General features: G+C 61.4%; 13 protein-coding genes and 2 pseudogenes. 11 read left to right on the top strand and 4 right to left on the bottom strand.

Going from position 1 to position 15167, the window contains the following annotated elements; all coding sequences use genetic code 11:
- Positions 1-163 precede the first annotated feature (163 nt).
- From ACLEJU_RS26235 to ACLEJU_RS26220, 4 genes and pseudogenes are all read left to right on the top strand, one after another.
- Positions 164-394 carry a hypothetical protein gene (locus tag ACLEJU_RS26235; RefSeq protein ID WP_435424997.1) on the top strand — a complete coding sequence of 77 codons (231 nt, stop codon included), beginning with the start codon at positions 164-166 and terminating at the stop codon, positions 392-394.
- Positions 391-693, top strand: coding sequence for a cell division protein ZapA (locus tag ACLEJU_RS26230; RefSeq protein WP_435424996.1), 303 nt, complete (start codon positions 391-393; stop codon positions 691-693). Before ACLEJU_RS26235 ends, ACLEJU_RS26230 begins: the two co-directional genes overlap by 4 nt.
- Positions 694-873: 180 nt before the next feature.
- A pseudogene (locus tag ACLEJU_RS26225) lies at positions 874-1947 on the top strand (HAMP domain-containing protein); the annotation flags it as partial.
- Positions 1948-2073: 126 nt separating this feature from the next.
- On the top strand, positions 2074-2811 hold the full coding sequence (locus ACLEJU_RS26220; protein ID WP_435425004.1) for a methyl-accepting chemotaxis protein: 738 nt from the start codon (positions 2074-2076) through the stop codon (positions 2809-2811).
- A gap of 120 nt (positions 2812-2931) precedes the next feature.
- Here ACLEJU_RS26220 and ACLEJU_RS26215 read toward each other — a convergent pair whose 3' ends face one another.
- Positions 2932-3972, bottom strand: coding sequence for a low specificity L-threonine aldolase (locus tag ACLEJU_RS26215; RefSeq protein WP_435424995.1), 1041 nt, complete (start codon positions 3970-3972; stop codon positions 2932-2934).
- A 313-nt stretch (positions 3973-4285) separates the two neighbouring features.
- Here ACLEJU_RS26215 and ACLEJU_RS26210 point away from each other — a divergent pair, with 313 nt between their 5' ends.
- The 7 genes from ACLEJU_RS26210 to fdhA all read left to right on the top strand — a co-directional run bounded on the left by ACLEJU_RS26210 (position 4286) and on the right by fdhA (position 13213).
- Entirely contained in the window at positions 4286-5539 is a 1254-nt protein-coding gene (locus ACLEJU_RS26210; RefSeq protein WP_039581293.1) for a serine hydroxymethyltransferase, read from the top strand.
- Positions 5540-5554: 15 nt separating this feature from the next.
- Positions 5555-6805, top strand: a complete 1251-nt coding sequence (locus tag ACLEJU_RS26205; RefSeq protein WP_003255680.1) for a sarcosine oxidase subunit beta family protein — start codon at positions 5555-5557, stop codon at positions 6803-6805.
- A gap of 14 nt (positions 6806-6819) precedes the next feature.
- The gene (locus ACLEJU_RS26200) at positions 6820-7155 is read left to right on the top strand and encodes a sarcosine oxidase subunit delta (protein ID WP_103448656.1); all 336 of its coding nucleotides are present in this window, start codon (positions 6820-6822) and stop codon (positions 7153-7155) included.
- The gene (locus ACLEJU_RS26195) at positions 7152-10169 is read left to right on the top strand and encodes a sarcosine oxidase subunit alpha (RefSeq protein ID WP_159408583.1); all 3018 of its coding nucleotides are present in this window, start codon (positions 7152-7154) and stop codon (positions 10167-10169) included. The genes ACLEJU_RS26200 and ACLEJU_RS26195 overlap by 4 nt, the downstream gene beginning before the upstream one ends.
- A gap of 74 nt (positions 10170-10243) precedes the next feature.
- On the top strand, positions 10244-10876 hold the full coding sequence (locus ACLEJU_RS26190; protein ID WP_159408584.1) for a sarcosine oxidase subunit gamma: 633 nt from the start codon (positions 10244-10246) through the stop codon (positions 10874-10876).
- 12 nt (positions 10877-10888) lie between these two features.
- On the top strand, positions 10889-11746 hold the full coding sequence (purU, locus tag ACLEJU_RS26185; protein ID WP_435424994.1) for a formyltetrahydrofolate deformylase: 858 nt from the start codon (positions 10889-10891) through the stop codon (positions 11744-11746).
- A 267-nt stretch (positions 11747-12013) separates the two neighbouring features.
- Positions 12014-13213, top strand: coding sequence for a formaldehyde dehydrogenase, glutathione-independent (gene fdhA, locus ACLEJU_RS26180; RefSeq protein ID WP_027917538.1), 1200 nt, complete (start codon positions 12014-12016; stop codon positions 13211-13213).
- Positions 13214-13255: 42 nt separating this feature from the next.
- Here the strand turns inward: fdhA and ACLEJU_RS26175 are convergent, their stop codons facing one another.
- From ACLEJU_RS26175 to ACLEJU_RS26165, 3 genes and pseudogenes are all read right to left on the bottom strand, one after another.
- Positions 13256-13465: a hypothetical protein gene (locus ACLEJU_RS26175; RefSeq protein WP_435424993.1), complete on the bottom strand. Its 210-nt coding sequence runs from the start codon at positions 13463-13465 to the stop codon at positions 13256-13258.
- Between the two features lie 163 nt (positions 13466-13628).
- Positions 13629-13784, bottom strand: a pseudogene (locus ACLEJU_RS26170) (DUF3077 domain-containing protein); the annotation flags it as partial.
- A gap of 276 nt (positions 13785-14060) precedes the next feature.
- Positions 14061-15041, bottom strand: a complete 981-nt coding sequence (locus ACLEJU_RS26165; protein WP_435424992.1) for an RHS repeat-associated core domain-containing protein — start codon at positions 15039-15041, stop codon at positions 14061-14063.
- Positions 15042-15167 lie beyond the last annotated feature (126 nt).

Genomic DNA, 15167 nt, shown 5'->3' with positions numbered 1-15167 from the left:
CCAGCTAACTATTTACCTGACCGGCGGTTGATCCAGGTCGGAACAAGGGGCCCGATACCCTGTCAATCTGCGGGGTAGAAACCTTAAGAATCCGATATTTAATGGCGGGGGCTCACGCTTTTCTTTATCGTGTGCGCCCTTTGCAACAACCCGAGATAGACCCATGCTGGAAGCCTCCCTGAATCAAATCGAGCAACTGGTCAGCGACCTGATGCAGAAAAACGCTCAACTCACCGAGCAGAACACCGCCCTCGGCCAGGAACTGGCCCAGGCCAAGGAAGAAAACGAAACCCTGCAGCTGTCGCTGATGGAGCAGGAAGAGAAGAATGGCAGCACCGCCGCACGCCTGCAGGCCTTGGTTGACCGCGCCAGTGCCGGCGTCGTCGGCGCATGAGATTGCAAGCGCAGCCGATCAATGTCGTGTCGATCCTCGGCAGCGACTATTCGATCAAGGCGCCCGAAGGCCAGGAAGAGACCTTGGCCCAGGCAGTGCGGATGCTCAACGCCGCGCTGAATGAAACCAAGCGCCAGTACCCGACCCTGATCGGCGACAAGTTGCTGGTGCTGGCCGCGCTGAACCTGTGTTCCAAGCAGGTCGAACTGCAAAAAGAACACCAGCAGACCCTCGAGCGTACCCAGGCGCAGATCGACGCCACAGTGGACGCTATCGTTCGGACGATTGCAGAGCAGTAAGAATCTGCACTAGCCCCCTGTGGGAGCGGGTTTACCCGCGAATACGATGGTGAGTCCACTGACGTATTCGCGGGTAAACCCGCTTTCACAGACGCCATCTGATTGTTCCAGATCACTGGATTAACTGAATACGCAAGTGTATACACTTCTCGCAAAACAATAATTAGCGGGGAGCGGGGCATGCATATCTGGCGTAAGAGCATCCAGTGGCAATTGATTGCGAGCATGGGCGCGGCCCTGCTGGCGAGCATCCTGGTGGTGGTGATCATCTTCACGGTGGCGCTCAACCGCCTGACCGAGCGTTACCTGGTCGATACCGCGTTGCCGGCCAGCATCGAAGCCATCCGTAACGACATCGAGCGCATGCTTGGCCAGCCGTTGGTAGCTGCAGCCGACATTGCCGGTAATACGCTGCTGCGCGATTGGCTTGCCGCTGGCGAAGATCCCGCTCAAGCCCCGCAATTCCTGGAATACCTGCAGGCCGCCAAACAACGCAACCATGCGTTCACCACGCTGTTCGCCTCGACCGAAACCGGCAACTACTACAACGAGAATGGCCTGGACCGCGTCCTCAGTCGCAGCAACCCCAATGACAAGTGGTTCTACGGCTACATCGACAGCGGCGCCGAACGCCTGGTGAATATCGACATCGACCACGCCACGGGCCAACTGGCGCTGTTCATCGATTACCGGGTGGAAAAGGCTGGCAAGCTGGTCGGCGTGGCCGGCATGGGGCTGCGCATGACCGAGCTGTCGAGACTGATCCACGACTTCAGCTTCGGCCAGCACGGCAAAGTTTTCCTGGTGCGCAACGACGGCCTGATCCAGGTGCATCCGGATGCGGCCTTCAGCGGCAAGCGCCAGCTCGCCGAGCAAATGGGCGAGGGCGCAGCCAGGACTGTAATGGCCAAGGGGGGGCAACTGCACAGCGGTCATTTCAGCCGAGACGGCGAAGACTATCTGGCACTGGGGTTGCCCTTGCGGGACTTGAACTGGACCTTGGTGGCTGAGGTGCCGAAGGCGGAAATCTACGCGCAGATGCGCCAGGCTGTGTGGCTGACCAGCCTGATCGGCGGCGCGGTTGCGTTGATTTCGCTGCTGCTGGTGGTGCTGCTGGCGCGTGGCCTGGTGCGGCCGATTCGCCGCGTCACCGCCGCGCTGGTAGAGATCGGCGGTGGGAGCGGCGACCTCAGCCATCGCCTGGACGATGCCCGCCAGGATGAACTGGGCGACCTGGCCCGTGGTTTCAACCGCTTCCTCGATAGCCAGCGGGGGTTGATTGGCGAGGTGCTGCGCACCAGCCAGCGGCTGCACCTGGCTGTGGAGCAGGTCACCCAGGTGGTGGACAACACGGCCGAGCGCTCCGGTCGCCAGCAGGAAATGACCGAGATGGTCGCTACCGCCGTGCATGAAATGGGCCTGACCGTGCAGGATATCGCCCGCAATGCTGGGGATGCGGCGCAGGCATCGCAATCGGCGCGGGAGGAGGCGTTGCAGGCACGCGAAGTCGTGCAGCGTTCGATCCGCGGTATCGAGGGCATGTCGGGCGATATTGGCAAGGCGGCTGATGCGGTCAGCCAGTTGGCGGATGAAGTTGCTTCGATCGATGAAGTGCTTGCGGTAATCCGCAGTATTTCCGAACAGACCAACCTGCTGGCATTGAACGCTGCCATCGAGGCCGCGCGGGCAGGGGAGATGGGCCGCGGGTTTGCCGTTGTGGCCGATGAGGTACGTACCTTGGCCCGGCGTACGCAATTGTCGACCGATGAGGTGCAGCAGATGATCCAGCGCCTGAAGCAAGGTGCCGGTTCAGCCGTGAGTTCAATGCAGGCGGGGCAGCAGGCGACCGGCAGTGGCGTGGAGTCCAGCCAGCGTACCGGCGCGTCGTTAGGCGCGATTACCGACCAGGTGGAGCACATCAGCGACATGAACCATCAGGTGGCCACGGCGACCGAGGAGCAGTCGGCAGTGACCGAGGAGATCAACCGGACGGTGCAGGGCATTTCCGACCTGGCACGGGAGACGGCGGCCGAGGTGCAGGGGTGCCGCGAGGAATGCCAGGCGTTACGCGGCTTGGCCGATGATCTGGCGCGGCAGATGGGCGGGTTCAAGCTTTAGATTGCTGGGGCCGCTTTGCGGCCCTTTCGCGACGCAAGGCCGCTCCTACAAGGGAACTCATACCTCGTGTAGGAGCGGCCTTATGTCGCGCAAGGAGGGCGTAGCCTTCCCGGCAATCTGTCAGGCGGTAATGATGCTCCGGATATCCGCCGCCAGTTCACGCACCCGCTGTTCCTCGGTATCCCACGAGCACATGAACCGCGCCCCACCGCTACCAATGAAGGTATAGAACCGCCATCCCCTGCCGCGCAGCGCCTCAATGGCGTGCTCAGGCATTTGCAGGAACACCCCATTGGCCTCCACCGGGAACATCAGTTCCACCCCAGGCAAATCACCCACCAGCGACGCCAGCAACTGCGCACAATGGTTGGCGTGATTGCCATGGCGTAGCCAGGCGCCATCCTCCAGCAGCCCGACCCACGGCGCCGACAGGAAGCGCATCTTCGACGCCAGTTGCCCGGCCTGTTTGCAGCGGTAGTCGAAGTCCTCGGCCAGCTGGCGGTTGAAGAACAGGATCGCTTCACCCACCGCCATGCCGTTCTTGGTACCGCCAAAGCACAGCACATCCACACCGGCCTTCCAGGTCAGCTCGGCCGGGCTGCAGCCAAGGAACGCGCAAGCGTTGGTGAAGCGCGCGCCATCCATGTGCAGGTTCAGGCCCAGCTCCTTGCAGGTGGCGCTTATCGCCTTGAGCTCGTCGGGGCGATAGACGGTGCCGACTTCGGTCGCCTGGGTGATGGTGACCACCCGCGGCTTGGGGTAATGGATGTCCTGACGCTTGAGCGCCACTTCGCGGATCGATTCAGGCGTCAGCTTGCCGTTGACGCTGGGTGCGGTCAGCAGCTTGGAGCCGTTGGAGAAGAACTCAGGCGCGCCGCATTCGTCGGTTTCGACGTGGGCGGTCTCGGAGCAGATCACGCTGTGATAGCTCTGGCACAGCGAGGCCAGGGCCAGGGAGTTGGCGGCGGTGCCGTTGAAGGCGAAGAACACTTCGCAGTCGGTTTCGAACAGGTTGCGGAAGTACTCCGACGCACGCTCGGTCCATTGGTCGTCGCCGTAGGCACGGTCGTGGCCCTGGTTGGCCTTTTCCATCGCGGCCCAGGCTTCGGGGCAGATGCCGGAATAGTTGTCGCTGGCGAATTGTTGGCTCTTGTCTGTCATGGCTCTGTCCTGTGAACGACGCAGAACAGCACTCTAAACCATCGATTCAGCAGTTGCCTATACAAGCTGTGCATGGGCTGAGGCCTGTGTTGCCTGTGCTGGCCTCTTCGCGGGCGCGCCCGCTTCCACAAGGGTTGTGGCATGCCTTGTGGGAGCGGGCCTGCCCGCGAAGAAGCCAACACCACAACGAATGTCGTAAACGCGCCATTGCAAGGCGTGCGCAGGCATCTGATCCGCCCCGGCCAGTCATAACATCGCCACAAAGGGCCACAGTGCCCCACGACAAAAAACGATCGCTGCCGGGAGATACACGATGTTCAGCAAGCAAGACCAGATCCAGGGTTACGACGATGCACTGCTGGCGGCGATGAATGCCGAAGAACAGCGTCAGGAAGATCACATCGAGCTGATCGCTTCGGAAAACTACACCAGCAAGCGCGTGATGCAGGCCCAGGGCAGCGGCCTGACCAACAAGTACGCCGAAGGCTACCCAGGCAAGCGCTACTACGGTGGCTGCGAGCACGTCGACAAGGTCGAAGCCCTGGCCATCGAGCGCGCCAAGCAGCTGTTCGGCGCCGACTACGCCAACGTCCAGCCGCACTCCGGTTCTTCGGCCAATGGCGCGGTCTACCTGGCCCTGCTGCAGGCCGGTGACACCATCCTCGGCATGAGCCTGGCACACGGCGGCCACCTGACCCACGGCGCCAAAGTGTCGTCCTCGGGCAAGCTGTACAACGCGGTGCAATATGGCATCGACACCAATACCGGCCTGATCGACTACGACGAAGTCGAGCGCCTGGCCGTCGAGCACAAGCCGAAGATGATCGTTGCTGGCTTCTCGGCCTACTCCAAGACCCTCGATTTCCCACGCTTCCGCGCCATCGCCGACAAGGTCGGTGCGCTGCTGTTCGTCGACATGGCCCACGTTGCCGGCCTGGTTGCCGCTGGCCTGTACCCGAACCCGATCCCGTTCGCCGATGTGGTCACCACCACCACCCACAAGACCCTGCGCGGTCCACGTGGCGGTCTGATCCTGGCCAAGTCCAACGAAGAGATCGAGAAGAAGCTCAATGCCGCGGTATTCCCGGGTGCCCAGGGCGGCCCGCTGATGCACGTGATCGCCGCCAAGGCCGTGTGCTTCAAGGAAGCGCTGGAGCCTGAGTTCAAGAGCTACCAGAAACAAGTGATCGAAAACGCCCAGGCCATGGCCCAGGTGTTCATCGACCGCGGCTACGACGTAGTCTCCGGCGGTACCGACAACCACCTGTTCCTGGTCAGCCTGATCCGCCAAGGCCTGACCGGCAAAGATGCCGACGCCGCCCTGGGCCGCGCGCACATCACCGTCAACAAGAACGCCGTGCCGAACGACCCACAGTCGCCGTTCGTCACCTCGGGCCTGCGCATCGGCACCCCGGCCGTCACCACCCGCGGCTTCAAGGTCGCCCAGTGCGTGGCCCTGGCCGGCTGGATCTGCGACATCCTCGACAACCTCGGTGACGCTGACGTCGAAGCCGATGTGGCGAAGAACGTCGCGGCCCTGTGCGCTGACTTCCCTGTTTACCGCTGAGTGGAGTAAACGACCATGCAACGCTACTCGGGCTTCGGCCTTTTCAAGCACTCCCTCAGCCACCACGAGAACTGGCAGCGCATGTGGCGCACGCCGACCCCTAAAAAGGTCTACGACGTGGTCATCGTCGGCGGTGGCGGCCATGGCCTGGCCACGGCGTACTACCTGGCCAAGGAACACGGCATCACCAACGTCGCGGTGATCGAGAAGGGTTACCTGGGCGGCGGCAACACCGCCCGTAACACCACCATCGTGCGTTCCAACTACCTGTGGGACGAGTCGGCGCACCTGTACGAGCACGCCATGAAGCTGTGGGAGGGCCTGTCCCAGGACCTCAACTACAACGTGATGTTCTCCCAGCGCGGCGTCTACAACCTGTGCCACACCCTGCAGGACATGCGTGACTCCGAGCGCCGTGTGAGCGCCAACCGCCTCAACGGCGTCGATGGCGAGCTGCTCAACACCGCCCAGGTCGCGGCCGAAATCCCGTACCTGGACTGCTCGAAGAACACCCGCTACCCGATCCTCGGTGCCACTGTTCAGCGCCGTGGCGGCGTAGCCCGTCACGACGCCGTGGCCTGGGGCTTCGCCCGTGCCGCCGACGCCCTGGGCGTGGACCTGATCCAGCAGACCGAAGTGATCGGCTTCCGCAAGGAAAACGGCGCAGTCATCGGTGTGGAAACCAACAAAGGCTTCATCGGCGCCAAGCGCGTCGGCGTGGTCACTGCCGGTAACTCCGGGCACATGGCCAAATTGGCCGGCTTCCGCCTGCCGCTGGAATCGCACCCGCTGCAAGCACTGGTCTCCGAGCCGATCAAGCCGATCATCGACAGCGTGATCATGTCCAACGCCGTACACGGCTATATCAGCCAGTCCGACAAGGGCGACCTGGTGATCGGTGCCGGTATCGACGGCTGGGTCGGCTACGGCCAGCGCGGTTCGTACCCGGTGATCGAGCACACCCTGCAGGCCATCGTCGAGATGTTCCCGAACCTGTCGCGTGTGCGCATGAACCGCCAGTGGGGCGGCATCGTCGACACCTCGCCGGACGCTTGCCCGATCATCACCAAGACCCCGGTCAAGAACATGTTCTTCAACTGCGGTTGGGGTACTGGCGGCTTCAAGGCGACCCCAGGTTCGGGCAACGTCTTCGCCGCGAGCCTGGCCAAGGGCGAAATGCACCCACTGGCCGCGCCGTTCTCCATGGACCGCTTCTACAACGGCGCACTGATCGACGAACACGGCGCTGCCGCCGTCGCCCACTAACCGGAGCCACCGTCATGTTGCATATTTTCTGTCCCCATTGTGGCGAGCTGCGCTCCGAAGAAGAGTTCCACGCCTCTGGCCAGGCGCACATCGCCCGCCCGCTGGATCCCAACGCCTGCTCCGACGAGGAGTGGGGTACCTACATGTTCTACCGTGACAACCCGCGCGGTATTCACCATGAGCTGTGGGACCACGTTGCCGGCTGCCGCCAGTACTTCAACGTCACCCGTAACACCGTGACCTACGAGATTCTGGAAACCTACAAGATTGGCGAGAAGCCGCAAGTGACCGACGCCGGCAAGCCAAGCAGCGCACCGTCGACCGTCAAAGGCCAAGGGGAAAAAGTATGAGCCAGACCTATCGCCTCGCCAGCGGCGGCCGTATCGACCGCAGCAAGGTCCTGAACTTCACCTTCAACGGCAAGACCTACCAGGGCTATGCCGGTGACAGCCTGGCCGCCGCGTTGCTGGCCAACGGCGTCGACATCGTTGGCCGCAGCTTCAAGTACTCGCGCCCTCGCGGCATCATCGCCGCCGGTACCGAAGAGCCGAACGCCATCCTGCAGATCGGCTCCAGCGAAGCCACCCAGATCCCTAACGTACGTGCCACTCAGCAGGCGCTGTACGCAGGCCTGGTCGCCACCAGCACCAACGGCTGGCCGAACGTCAACAACGACGTCATGGGCATCCTCGGCAAGGTCGGCGGCAGCATGATGCCGCCGGGCTTCTACTACAAAACCTTCATGTACCCGAAATCGTTCTGGATGACTTACGAGAAGTACATCCGCAAAGCCGCAGGCCTTGGCCGTGCGCCGCTGCAGAACGACCCGGACAGCTACGACTACATGAACCAGCACTGCGACGTGCTGATCGTCGGTGCCGGCCCTGCTGGCCTGGCCGCCGCGCTGGCGGCTGCCCGCAGCGGTGCCCGCGTGATCCTGGCTGACGAGCAGGAAGAGTTCGGCGGCAGCCTGCTCGACACCCGCGAAACCCTCGACGGCAAGCCTGCCGCCGACTGGGTCAACGCTGTGGTCAAAGAGCTGGAAAGCCTGCCAGAAGTGACCCTGCTGCCACGCGCCACGGTCAACGGTTACCACGACCATAACTTCCTGACCATTCACGAGCGCCTCACCGACCACCTCGGCGACCGCGCCCCGATCGGCCAGGTACGCCACCGCGTACACCGCGTGCGGGCCAAGCGCGTGGTGCTGGCTGCCGGCGCCCACGAGCGCCCACTGGTGTACGGCAACAACGACCTGCCGGGCAACATGCTGGCCGGCGCTGTTTCCACCTACGTGCGCCGCTACGGCGTGGCCCCGGGCCGCAAGCTGGTGCTGTCGACCAACAACGACCACGCCTACCGCGCCGCGCTGGACTGGCACGACGCTGGCCTGCAGGTGGTCGCCATTGCCGACGCCCGCCACAACCCACGTGGTTCGCTGGTTGAAGAAGCGCGTGCCAAGGGCATCCGCATCCTCACTTCCAGTGCCGTGATCGAGGCCAAGGGCACCAAGCACGTCAGCGGAGCCCGTGTGGCCGCCATCGATGTGCAGGCGCACAAGGTCACCAGCCCTGGCGAAACCCTCGAATGCGACTTGATCGCCACCTCCGGCGGCTACAGCCCGATCGTGCACCTGGCATCGCACCTGGGCGGTCGCCCAGTCTGGCGTGAAGATATCCTCGGCTTCGTGCCGGGCGATGCCCCGCAAAAACGCGAATGCGTAGGCGGCATCAACGGCGTCTACACCCTGGGCGATGTGATTGCCGATGGCTTCGAAGGCGGCGCCCGCGCAGCCACTGAAGCCGGCTTCAAGGCCACCGTTGGTAGCCTGCCGAAAACCGTGGCGCGCAAGGAAGAGGCCACCGTGGCGCTGTTCCAGGTGCCGCACGACAAAGGCACTGCCCGCGCACCCAAGCAGTTCGTCGACCAGCAGAACGACGTCACCGCGGCCGCCATCGAACTGGCCACCCGCGAAGGCTTCGAGTCGGTCGAGCACGTAAAACGATACACCGCACTGGGCTTCGGTACCGACCAGGGCAAGCTGGGCAACATCAACGGCTTGGCCATTGCCGCCCGTTCGATCGGCATCACCATCCCGGAAATGGGCACCACCATGTTCCGCCCGAACTACACGCCGGTGACTTTCGGCGCGGTAGCCGGTCGCCACTGTGGCCACCTGTTCGAGCCCGTGCGCTTCACCGCCCTGCATGCCTGGCACGTGAAGAACGGCGCCGAGTTCGAAGACGTCGGCCAGTGGAAGCGCCCGTGGTACTTCCCGAAAGCCGGTGAAGACATCCATGCTGCCGTGGCCCGTGAATGCAAGGCCGTGCGTGACAGCGTGGGCCTGCTGGACGCCTCGACCCTGGGCAAGATCGACATCCAGGGCCCGGATGCGCGCGAGTTCCTCAACCGCATCTACACCAACGCCTGGACCAAGCTCGACGTGGGCAAGGCCCGCTACGGCCTGATGTGCAAGGAAGACGGCATGGTCTTCGACGACGGCGTGACCGCCTGCGTCGGCGACAACCACTTCATCATGACCACCACCACCGGCGGCGCCGCCCGCGTGCTGCAGTGGATGGAGCTGTACCACCAGACCGAATGGCCAGAGCTGAAGGTGTACTTCACCTCGGTCACCGACCACTGGGCCACCATGACCCTGTCCGGCCCCAACAGCCGCAAGCTGCTCAGCGAGCTGACCGACATCGACATGGACAAGGAAGCCTTCCCGTTCATGACCTGGAAGGAAGGCAACGTTGGCGGCGTGCCGGCCCGCGTGTTCCGTATCTCGTTCACCGGTGAGCTGTCGTACGAAGTCAACGTACAGGCCAACTACGCCATGGGCGTGCTGGAACAGATCATCGAGGCGGGCAAGAAGTACAACCTGACCCCGTACGGCACCGAGACCATGCACGTACTGCGTGCCGAGAAGGGCTTCATCATCGTTGGCCAGGACACCGACGGCTCGATGAACCCGGACGACCTCAACATGAGCTGGTGCGTGGGCCGCAACAAGCCGTTCTCGTGGATCGGCCTGCGTGGCATGAACCGCGAAGACTGCCTGCGCGACAACCGCAAGCAGCTGGTAGGCCTGAAGCCGATCGACCCGACCAAGTGGCTGCCGGAAGGCGCCCAGCTGGTGTTCGATCCGAAGCAGCCGATCCCGATGGACATGGTTGGCCACGTCACCTCCAGCTACGCCTCCAACTCCCTGGGCTATTCATTCGCCATGGGTGTGGTCAAGGGCGGCCTCAAGCGCATGGGCGAGCGTGTGTACTCGCCACAGGCGGATGGCAGCGTGATCGAGGCGGAGATCGTGTCTTCGGTGTTCTTCGATCCGAAGGGTGAGCGGCAGAACGTCTAAGGCCCCGGATGGTCGCGCAGCCTGCTTGCAGCGCTGCGCAGCCCTGACGAACAAGAATTCAAGGCAGGTAAGAAATGAGCGCTATCAACGTCTTCCAGCAAAACCCCGGCGCCGAGGCCAAGGCCCAGTCGCCACTGCACCACGCCGACCTGGCCAGCCTGGTTGGCAAAGGCCGCAAAAACGCAGGCGTGACCCTGCGTGAGAAGAAATTCCTCGGTCACCTGACCATTCGTGGCGATGGCCACAACCCGGAATTCGCCGCTGGCGTGCACAAGGCCCTGGGCCTGGAGCTGCCGGTTGCCCTGACCGTCGTGGCCAATGCTGACAGCTCCCTGCAATGGGTCGGCCCCGACGAGTGGCTGCTGATCGTTCCAGGCGGCCAGGAACTGGCGGTTGAACAGAAGCTGCGTGCGGCCCTCGAAGGCCAGCACATCCAGGTGGTGAATGTCAGCGGCGGGCAGAGCCTGCTGGAGCTGCGCGGCCCCAACGTGCGCGAAGTGCTGATGAAATCCACCAGCTATGATGTTCACCCAAACAACTTCCCGGTCGGCAAGGCTGTCGGCACCGTGTTCGCCAAGTCGCAACTGGTGATCCGCCGCACTGCCGAAGACACCTGGGAACTGGTGATCCGCCGCAGCTTCTCCGATTACTGGTGGCTGTGGCTGCAGGACGCTTCGGCCGAGTATGGCCTGAGCATCGAGGCGTAAGGAGAGCAGAACATGAGTCGGGCACCGGATACCTGGATTCTCACCGCCGATTGCCCGAGCATGCTCGGCACCGTCGACGTAGTTACGCGTTACCTCTACGAGCAGCACTGCTACGTCACGGAGCACCACTCCTTCGATGACCGGTTGTCGGGGCGCTTCTTCATTCGCGTGGAGTTCCGCCAGCCGGACGATTTCGACGAGGCGGGCTTTCGTGCCGGCCTCGCCGAGCGCAGCGATGCGTTCGGCATGACCTTCGAGCTGACCGCACCCAATCACCGCCCCAAGGTGGTGATCATGGTGTCCAAGGCCGACCATTGCCTGAACGACCTGCTGTACCGCCAGCGCATCGGCCAGCTGGCCATGGACGTGGTCGCGGTGGTGTCCAACCACCCGGACCTCGAGCCGTTGGCGCACTGGCACAAGATTCCCTACTACCACTTCGCCCTCGACCCCAAGGACAAGCCTGCGCAGGAGCGCAAGGTGATCCAGGTGATCGAAGAAACCGGCGCGGAGCTGGTGGTGCTTGCCCGCTACATGCAGGTGCTGTCGCCGGAGCTGTGCCGGCGCCTGGATGGCTGGGCGATCAACATTCACCACTCGTTGCTGCCCGGTTTCAAGGGCGCCAAGCCTTATCACCAGGCCTACAACAAGGGGGTGAAGATGGTTGGCGCCACGGCGCACTACATCAACAACGACCTCGACGAAGGGCCGATCATTGCCCAGGGCGTCGAGGTGGTGGACCACAGCCATTACCCGGAAGACCTGATTGCCAAGGGGCGTGATATCGAGTGCCTGACCTTGGCGCGGGCCGTGGGTTATCACATCGAGCGGCGGGTGTTCCTCAACGCCAACCGGACTGTCGTTCTCTAATAGCCTGCACCGGCCTCTTCGCGGGCAAGCCCGCTCCCACAGGTGTTTTGCTGTCTTCAGGTTCAGCGCAATACTTGTGGGAGCGGGCGTGCCCGCGAATGGCCCCACACTTTCCCCTGCCGCTAAAAGGCATCCCCTTGTCGTTTCCAGTCAGTGCAAAGCACCGATTCAGGCCCACAATTCCTGCATTCCAGTAACACATGCCGCCCATGGACGGCGGCGCGTTCCACCACCGCTGCAAACATAAAAATCAAGCGAGGTAAGAGCATGTCTGGCAATCGTGGAGTGGTGTATCTCGGCGCGGGCAAGGTCGAGGTGCAGAAGATCGACTACCCGAAAATGCAAGACCCACGCGGCAAGAAAATCGAGCACGGCGTGATCCTCAAGGTGGTTTCCACCAACATCTGCGGCTCCGACCAGCACATGGTCCGCGGCCGCACCACCGCCCAGGTCGGCCTGGTCCTGGGCCACGAAATCACCGGTGAAATCGTCGAGCTGGGGCGTGACGTAGAGCGCCTGAAGATCGGCGACCTGGTGTCGGTACCCTTCAACGTCGCCTGCGGGCGTTGCCGCTCGTGCAAAGAGATGCACACCGGTGTTTGCCTCACCGTCAACCCGGCCCGCGCTGGTGGTGCCTACGGCTACGTCGACATGGGCGACTGGACCGGCGGCCAGGCCGAATACGTACTGGTCCCTTACGCTGACTTCAACCTGCTGAAACTGCCGGATCGCGACAAGGCCATGGAGAAGATCCGCGACCTGACCTGCCTGTCCGACATCCTGCCAACCGGTTACCACGGCGCCGTCACTGCCGGCGTTGGCCCAGGCAGCACCGTCTACGTCGCCGGTGCCGGCCCGGTCGGCCTGGCCGCCGCTGCCTCGGCGCGCCTGCTGGGCGCCGCCTGCGTGATCGTCGGTGACCTGAACCCAGCCCGCCTGGCCCACGCCAAGTCGCAGGGCTTCGAAGTGGTCGACCTGTCCAAGGACACCCCGCTGCACGAGCAGATCGTCGACATTCTCGGCGAGCCGGAAGTGGACTGCGCCGTCGATGCCGTTGGCTTCGAGGCCCGCGGCCATGGCCACGAAGGTGCCAAGCACGAGGCTCCGGCTACCGTGCTGAACTCGCTGATGCAAGTCACCCGTGTGGCCGGCAACATCGGTATCCCGGGCCTATACGTGACCGAAGACCCGGGCGCGGTGGACGCCGCCGCCAAGATCGGCGCGCTGAGCATCCGCTTCGGCCTGGGCTGGGCCAAGTCGCACAGCTTCCACACCGGCCAGACCCCGACCATGAAGTACAACCGCCAGCTGATGCAGGCGATCATGTGGGACCGCATCAACATTGCCGAAGTGGTCGGCGTGCAGGTGATCAACCTGGATCAGGCGCCGGAAGGGTATGGCGAGTTCGATGCAGGCGTGCCGAAGAAATTCGTGATCGACCCGCACAAGATGTGGGGCGCGGCGTGATCGCGTGATGTGACAAAGAGCCCCTCGATTCGAGGGGCTTTTTCATGGCTGTTCGGCTGGGCCTTGCACGACAAAGACCGAGCCTTTGTCATCGGTGGCCAGCAGGCCACCGCCTTGTGTCTGGTCTGCGCTCCACTCTGCCAGCGGTTGTTCCGCATTGCGGAAGATGGCGCGATACTGGCCGCCTTCTTTCACGGTAATGAGCTTGTCGCCCAGGTAGAAGAAAAGCGAACGTTTCGATGCTTTGCTCATGATTCAAGTCCCTGCCGTGCTGGATGAATGGAGGCTGCTTGGAGCCCATTCTGAACAGCTGCAGGGATTTTGATACTGGCAGAAATACTAGTTTTATAGTCTGACACGAGTCTCTGTGGGAGCGGGCTTGCCCGCGAAGAGGCCAGCCCTGCCACCCCATCACTCAGCGCATCATCCCGAACTCAGCATCATCCATCAGCGCCTTGGCCATTGCGCTCAGATAGTGTGACGCCCAAAGCAACTACGGCTTGTTGTCCATCAGGCCATCAATGGTCAAATGCCGCACATAGCCCATCAGTTCCGAAAAGTTTTCTGAGGCGGGTGGATATGTATGGGGTTACAGGCAGCGGGAAAAACAAAATGATGGAGCATGCTAAGTGAACGTACAGATTCGCTACATAGGTGTAAGATCGCTCCAAGCTGTTGCCGGCAGCTGTGCCAGATCTCATAAAGTGCCACTCGTCGACTGTTAATTTTTGTACAATTAAAGGCAAGGTCAGCGCGACACAACGGCGTCGTCGGTTGAGTGTTACAGCCTTTTATGCGTGACTACTTATGTAGCTTACATAAGTAGTCAGCTTTTTGGCTTTGTATCTCAGTCTCTTCGCACATTCGCCACAGTTGAAGGAAAACTAAGTGCTCCAGCCTCATAGTTGGATACAATGCTACCTCGTGGAGCGCTAGGCTCATAGTTGGATACAATGCTACCTCGTGGAGCGCTAGGCTCATAGTTGGATACAATGCTACCTCGTGGAGCGCTAGGCTCATAGTTGGATACGATACTCCCTCGTGGCGTACTGGGTGCAGACTTGGGGACTGTGGAGGCCATGTGCTCTAACTGTTTGAGTGCGTCAATATATTTTTTCGCTTTGCCTTCTAACCTATCAAGCTCTTTATCAAGAGCTTTGACTTTATCTGAAACTCCGCTCATCCAGTTCTGCTGAGACTTTTTGCCACTTATTTCATAAAGTCTATGCCTGTTTTTATCAGTCTGACTTGCGTTCGCCAGACGATCGGCATAATGGTTTCTTGTGTTTAGTTTTTCTGTACCGGTTGCCTTGAGTTTGCTGAGCTTTGCATTGTAATAATCGGCAGTCTTTGGTGCTTTGACTTTGATATGTTTCATGTGGCCGCTGGGGTCTATAAAATTAATTGGGTCACCTGAACAGTATGCGTAAGCATTTAACCCACCAGCTCTGAACGGGCTCATGCTGTCTGGGGAGTAAAAACGCATTAGATAGGGGCTGTATATGCGGTAACCTAGGCCGAGAAAATATCTTTGCGTTAATTTGTCAATGTGCTGGCCATTAAATCCTGTTTCAGATGCAGGGGATGGTAAAGTTGAAACGTAGCCGTACGCGGAGTAGTTGTGACCATGCTGCTCGTCTTGGATCTGCAAGTTTGAACCGTTTGCGTCAATCGCTAAAACTTTGATATTTCTGGTTTCGGATATAATTAATTCGGCAAGGTGGTCGTCTAGATTGCTGAAAGTTTTCCGATAGTAGTCGTTCGACTTTAGTGTTGCCAGTCGTGCGTTCTGGTAAAAATAATGAATGACAGTCTCTTTTGTTTTCATAGTCTGGCGTTCTCATCAACAGATCTACAGAGGAGTCAACGTTGTGCAGTTGACTATGCGTTCTTTTTTCGAGCATTGCTACTAGTAGAAGTGATAGGAGATCGGCAACGCTTGGCTGCGAAGCGG

It is taken from the genome of Pseudomonas sp. SMN11, assembly GCF_052041945.1.
In the GTDB taxonomy this organism is placed as follows: domain Bacteria; phylum Pseudomonadota; class Gammaproteobacteria; order Pseudomonadales; family Pseudomonadaceae; genus Aquipseudomonas.
This window is presented reverse-complemented; position numbering and strand designations above follow the sequence as displayed.

Excerpts from the sequence above, each read along its gene's own strand:
- ACLEJU_RS26235 (WP_435424997.1), top strand. The coding sequence starts at position 164 with ATGCTGGAAGCCTCCCTGAATCAAATCGAGCAACTGGTCAGCGACCTG.
- ACLEJU_RS26230 (WP_435424996.1), top strand. The coding sequence starts at position 391 with ATGAGATTGCAAGCGCAGCCGATCAATGTCGTGTCGATCCTCGGCAGC.
- ACLEJU_RS26220 (WP_435425004.1), top strand. The coding sequence starts at position 2,074 with ATGACCGAGATGGTCGCTACCGCCGTGCATGAAATGGGCCTGACCGTG.
- ACLEJU_RS26215 (WP_435424995.1), bottom strand. The coding sequence starts at position 3,972 with ATGACAGACAAGAGCCAACAATTCGCCAGCGACAACTATTCCGGCATC.
- ACLEJU_RS26210 (WP_039581293.1), top strand. The coding sequence starts at position 4,286 with ATGTTCAGCAAGCAAGACCAGATCCAGGGTTACGACGATGCACTGCTG.
- ACLEJU_RS26205 (WP_003255680.1), top strand. The coding sequence starts at position 5,555 with ATGCAACGCTACTCGGGCTTCGGCCTTTTCAAGCACTCCCTCAGCCAC.
- ACLEJU_RS26200 (WP_103448656.1), top strand. The coding sequence starts at position 6,820 with ATGTTGCATATTTTCTGTCCCCATTGTGGCGAGCTGCGCTCCGAAGAA.
- ACLEJU_RS26195 (WP_159408583.1), top strand. The coding sequence starts at position 7,152 with ATGAGCCAGACCTATCGCCTCGCCAGCGGCGGCCGTATCGACCGCAGC.
- ACLEJU_RS26190 (WP_159408584.1), top strand. The coding sequence starts at position 10,244 with ATGAGCGCTATCAACGTCTTCCAGCAAAACCCCGGCGCCGAGGCCAAG.
- purU (WP_435424994.1), top strand. The coding sequence starts at position 10,889 with ATGAGTCGGGCACCGGATACCTGGATTCTCACCGCCGATTGCCCGAGC.
- fdhA (WP_027917538.1), top strand. The coding sequence starts at position 12,014 with ATGTCTGGCAATCGTGGAGTGGTGTATCTCGGCGCGGGCAAGGTCGAG.
- ACLEJU_RS26175 (WP_435424993.1), bottom strand. The coding sequence starts at position 13,465 with ATGAGCAAAGCATCGAAACGTTCGCTTTTCTTCTACCTGGGCGACAAG.
- ACLEJU_RS26165 (WP_435424992.1), bottom strand. The coding sequence starts at position 15,041 with ATGAAAACAAAAGAGACTGTCATTCATTATTTTTACCAGAACGCACGA.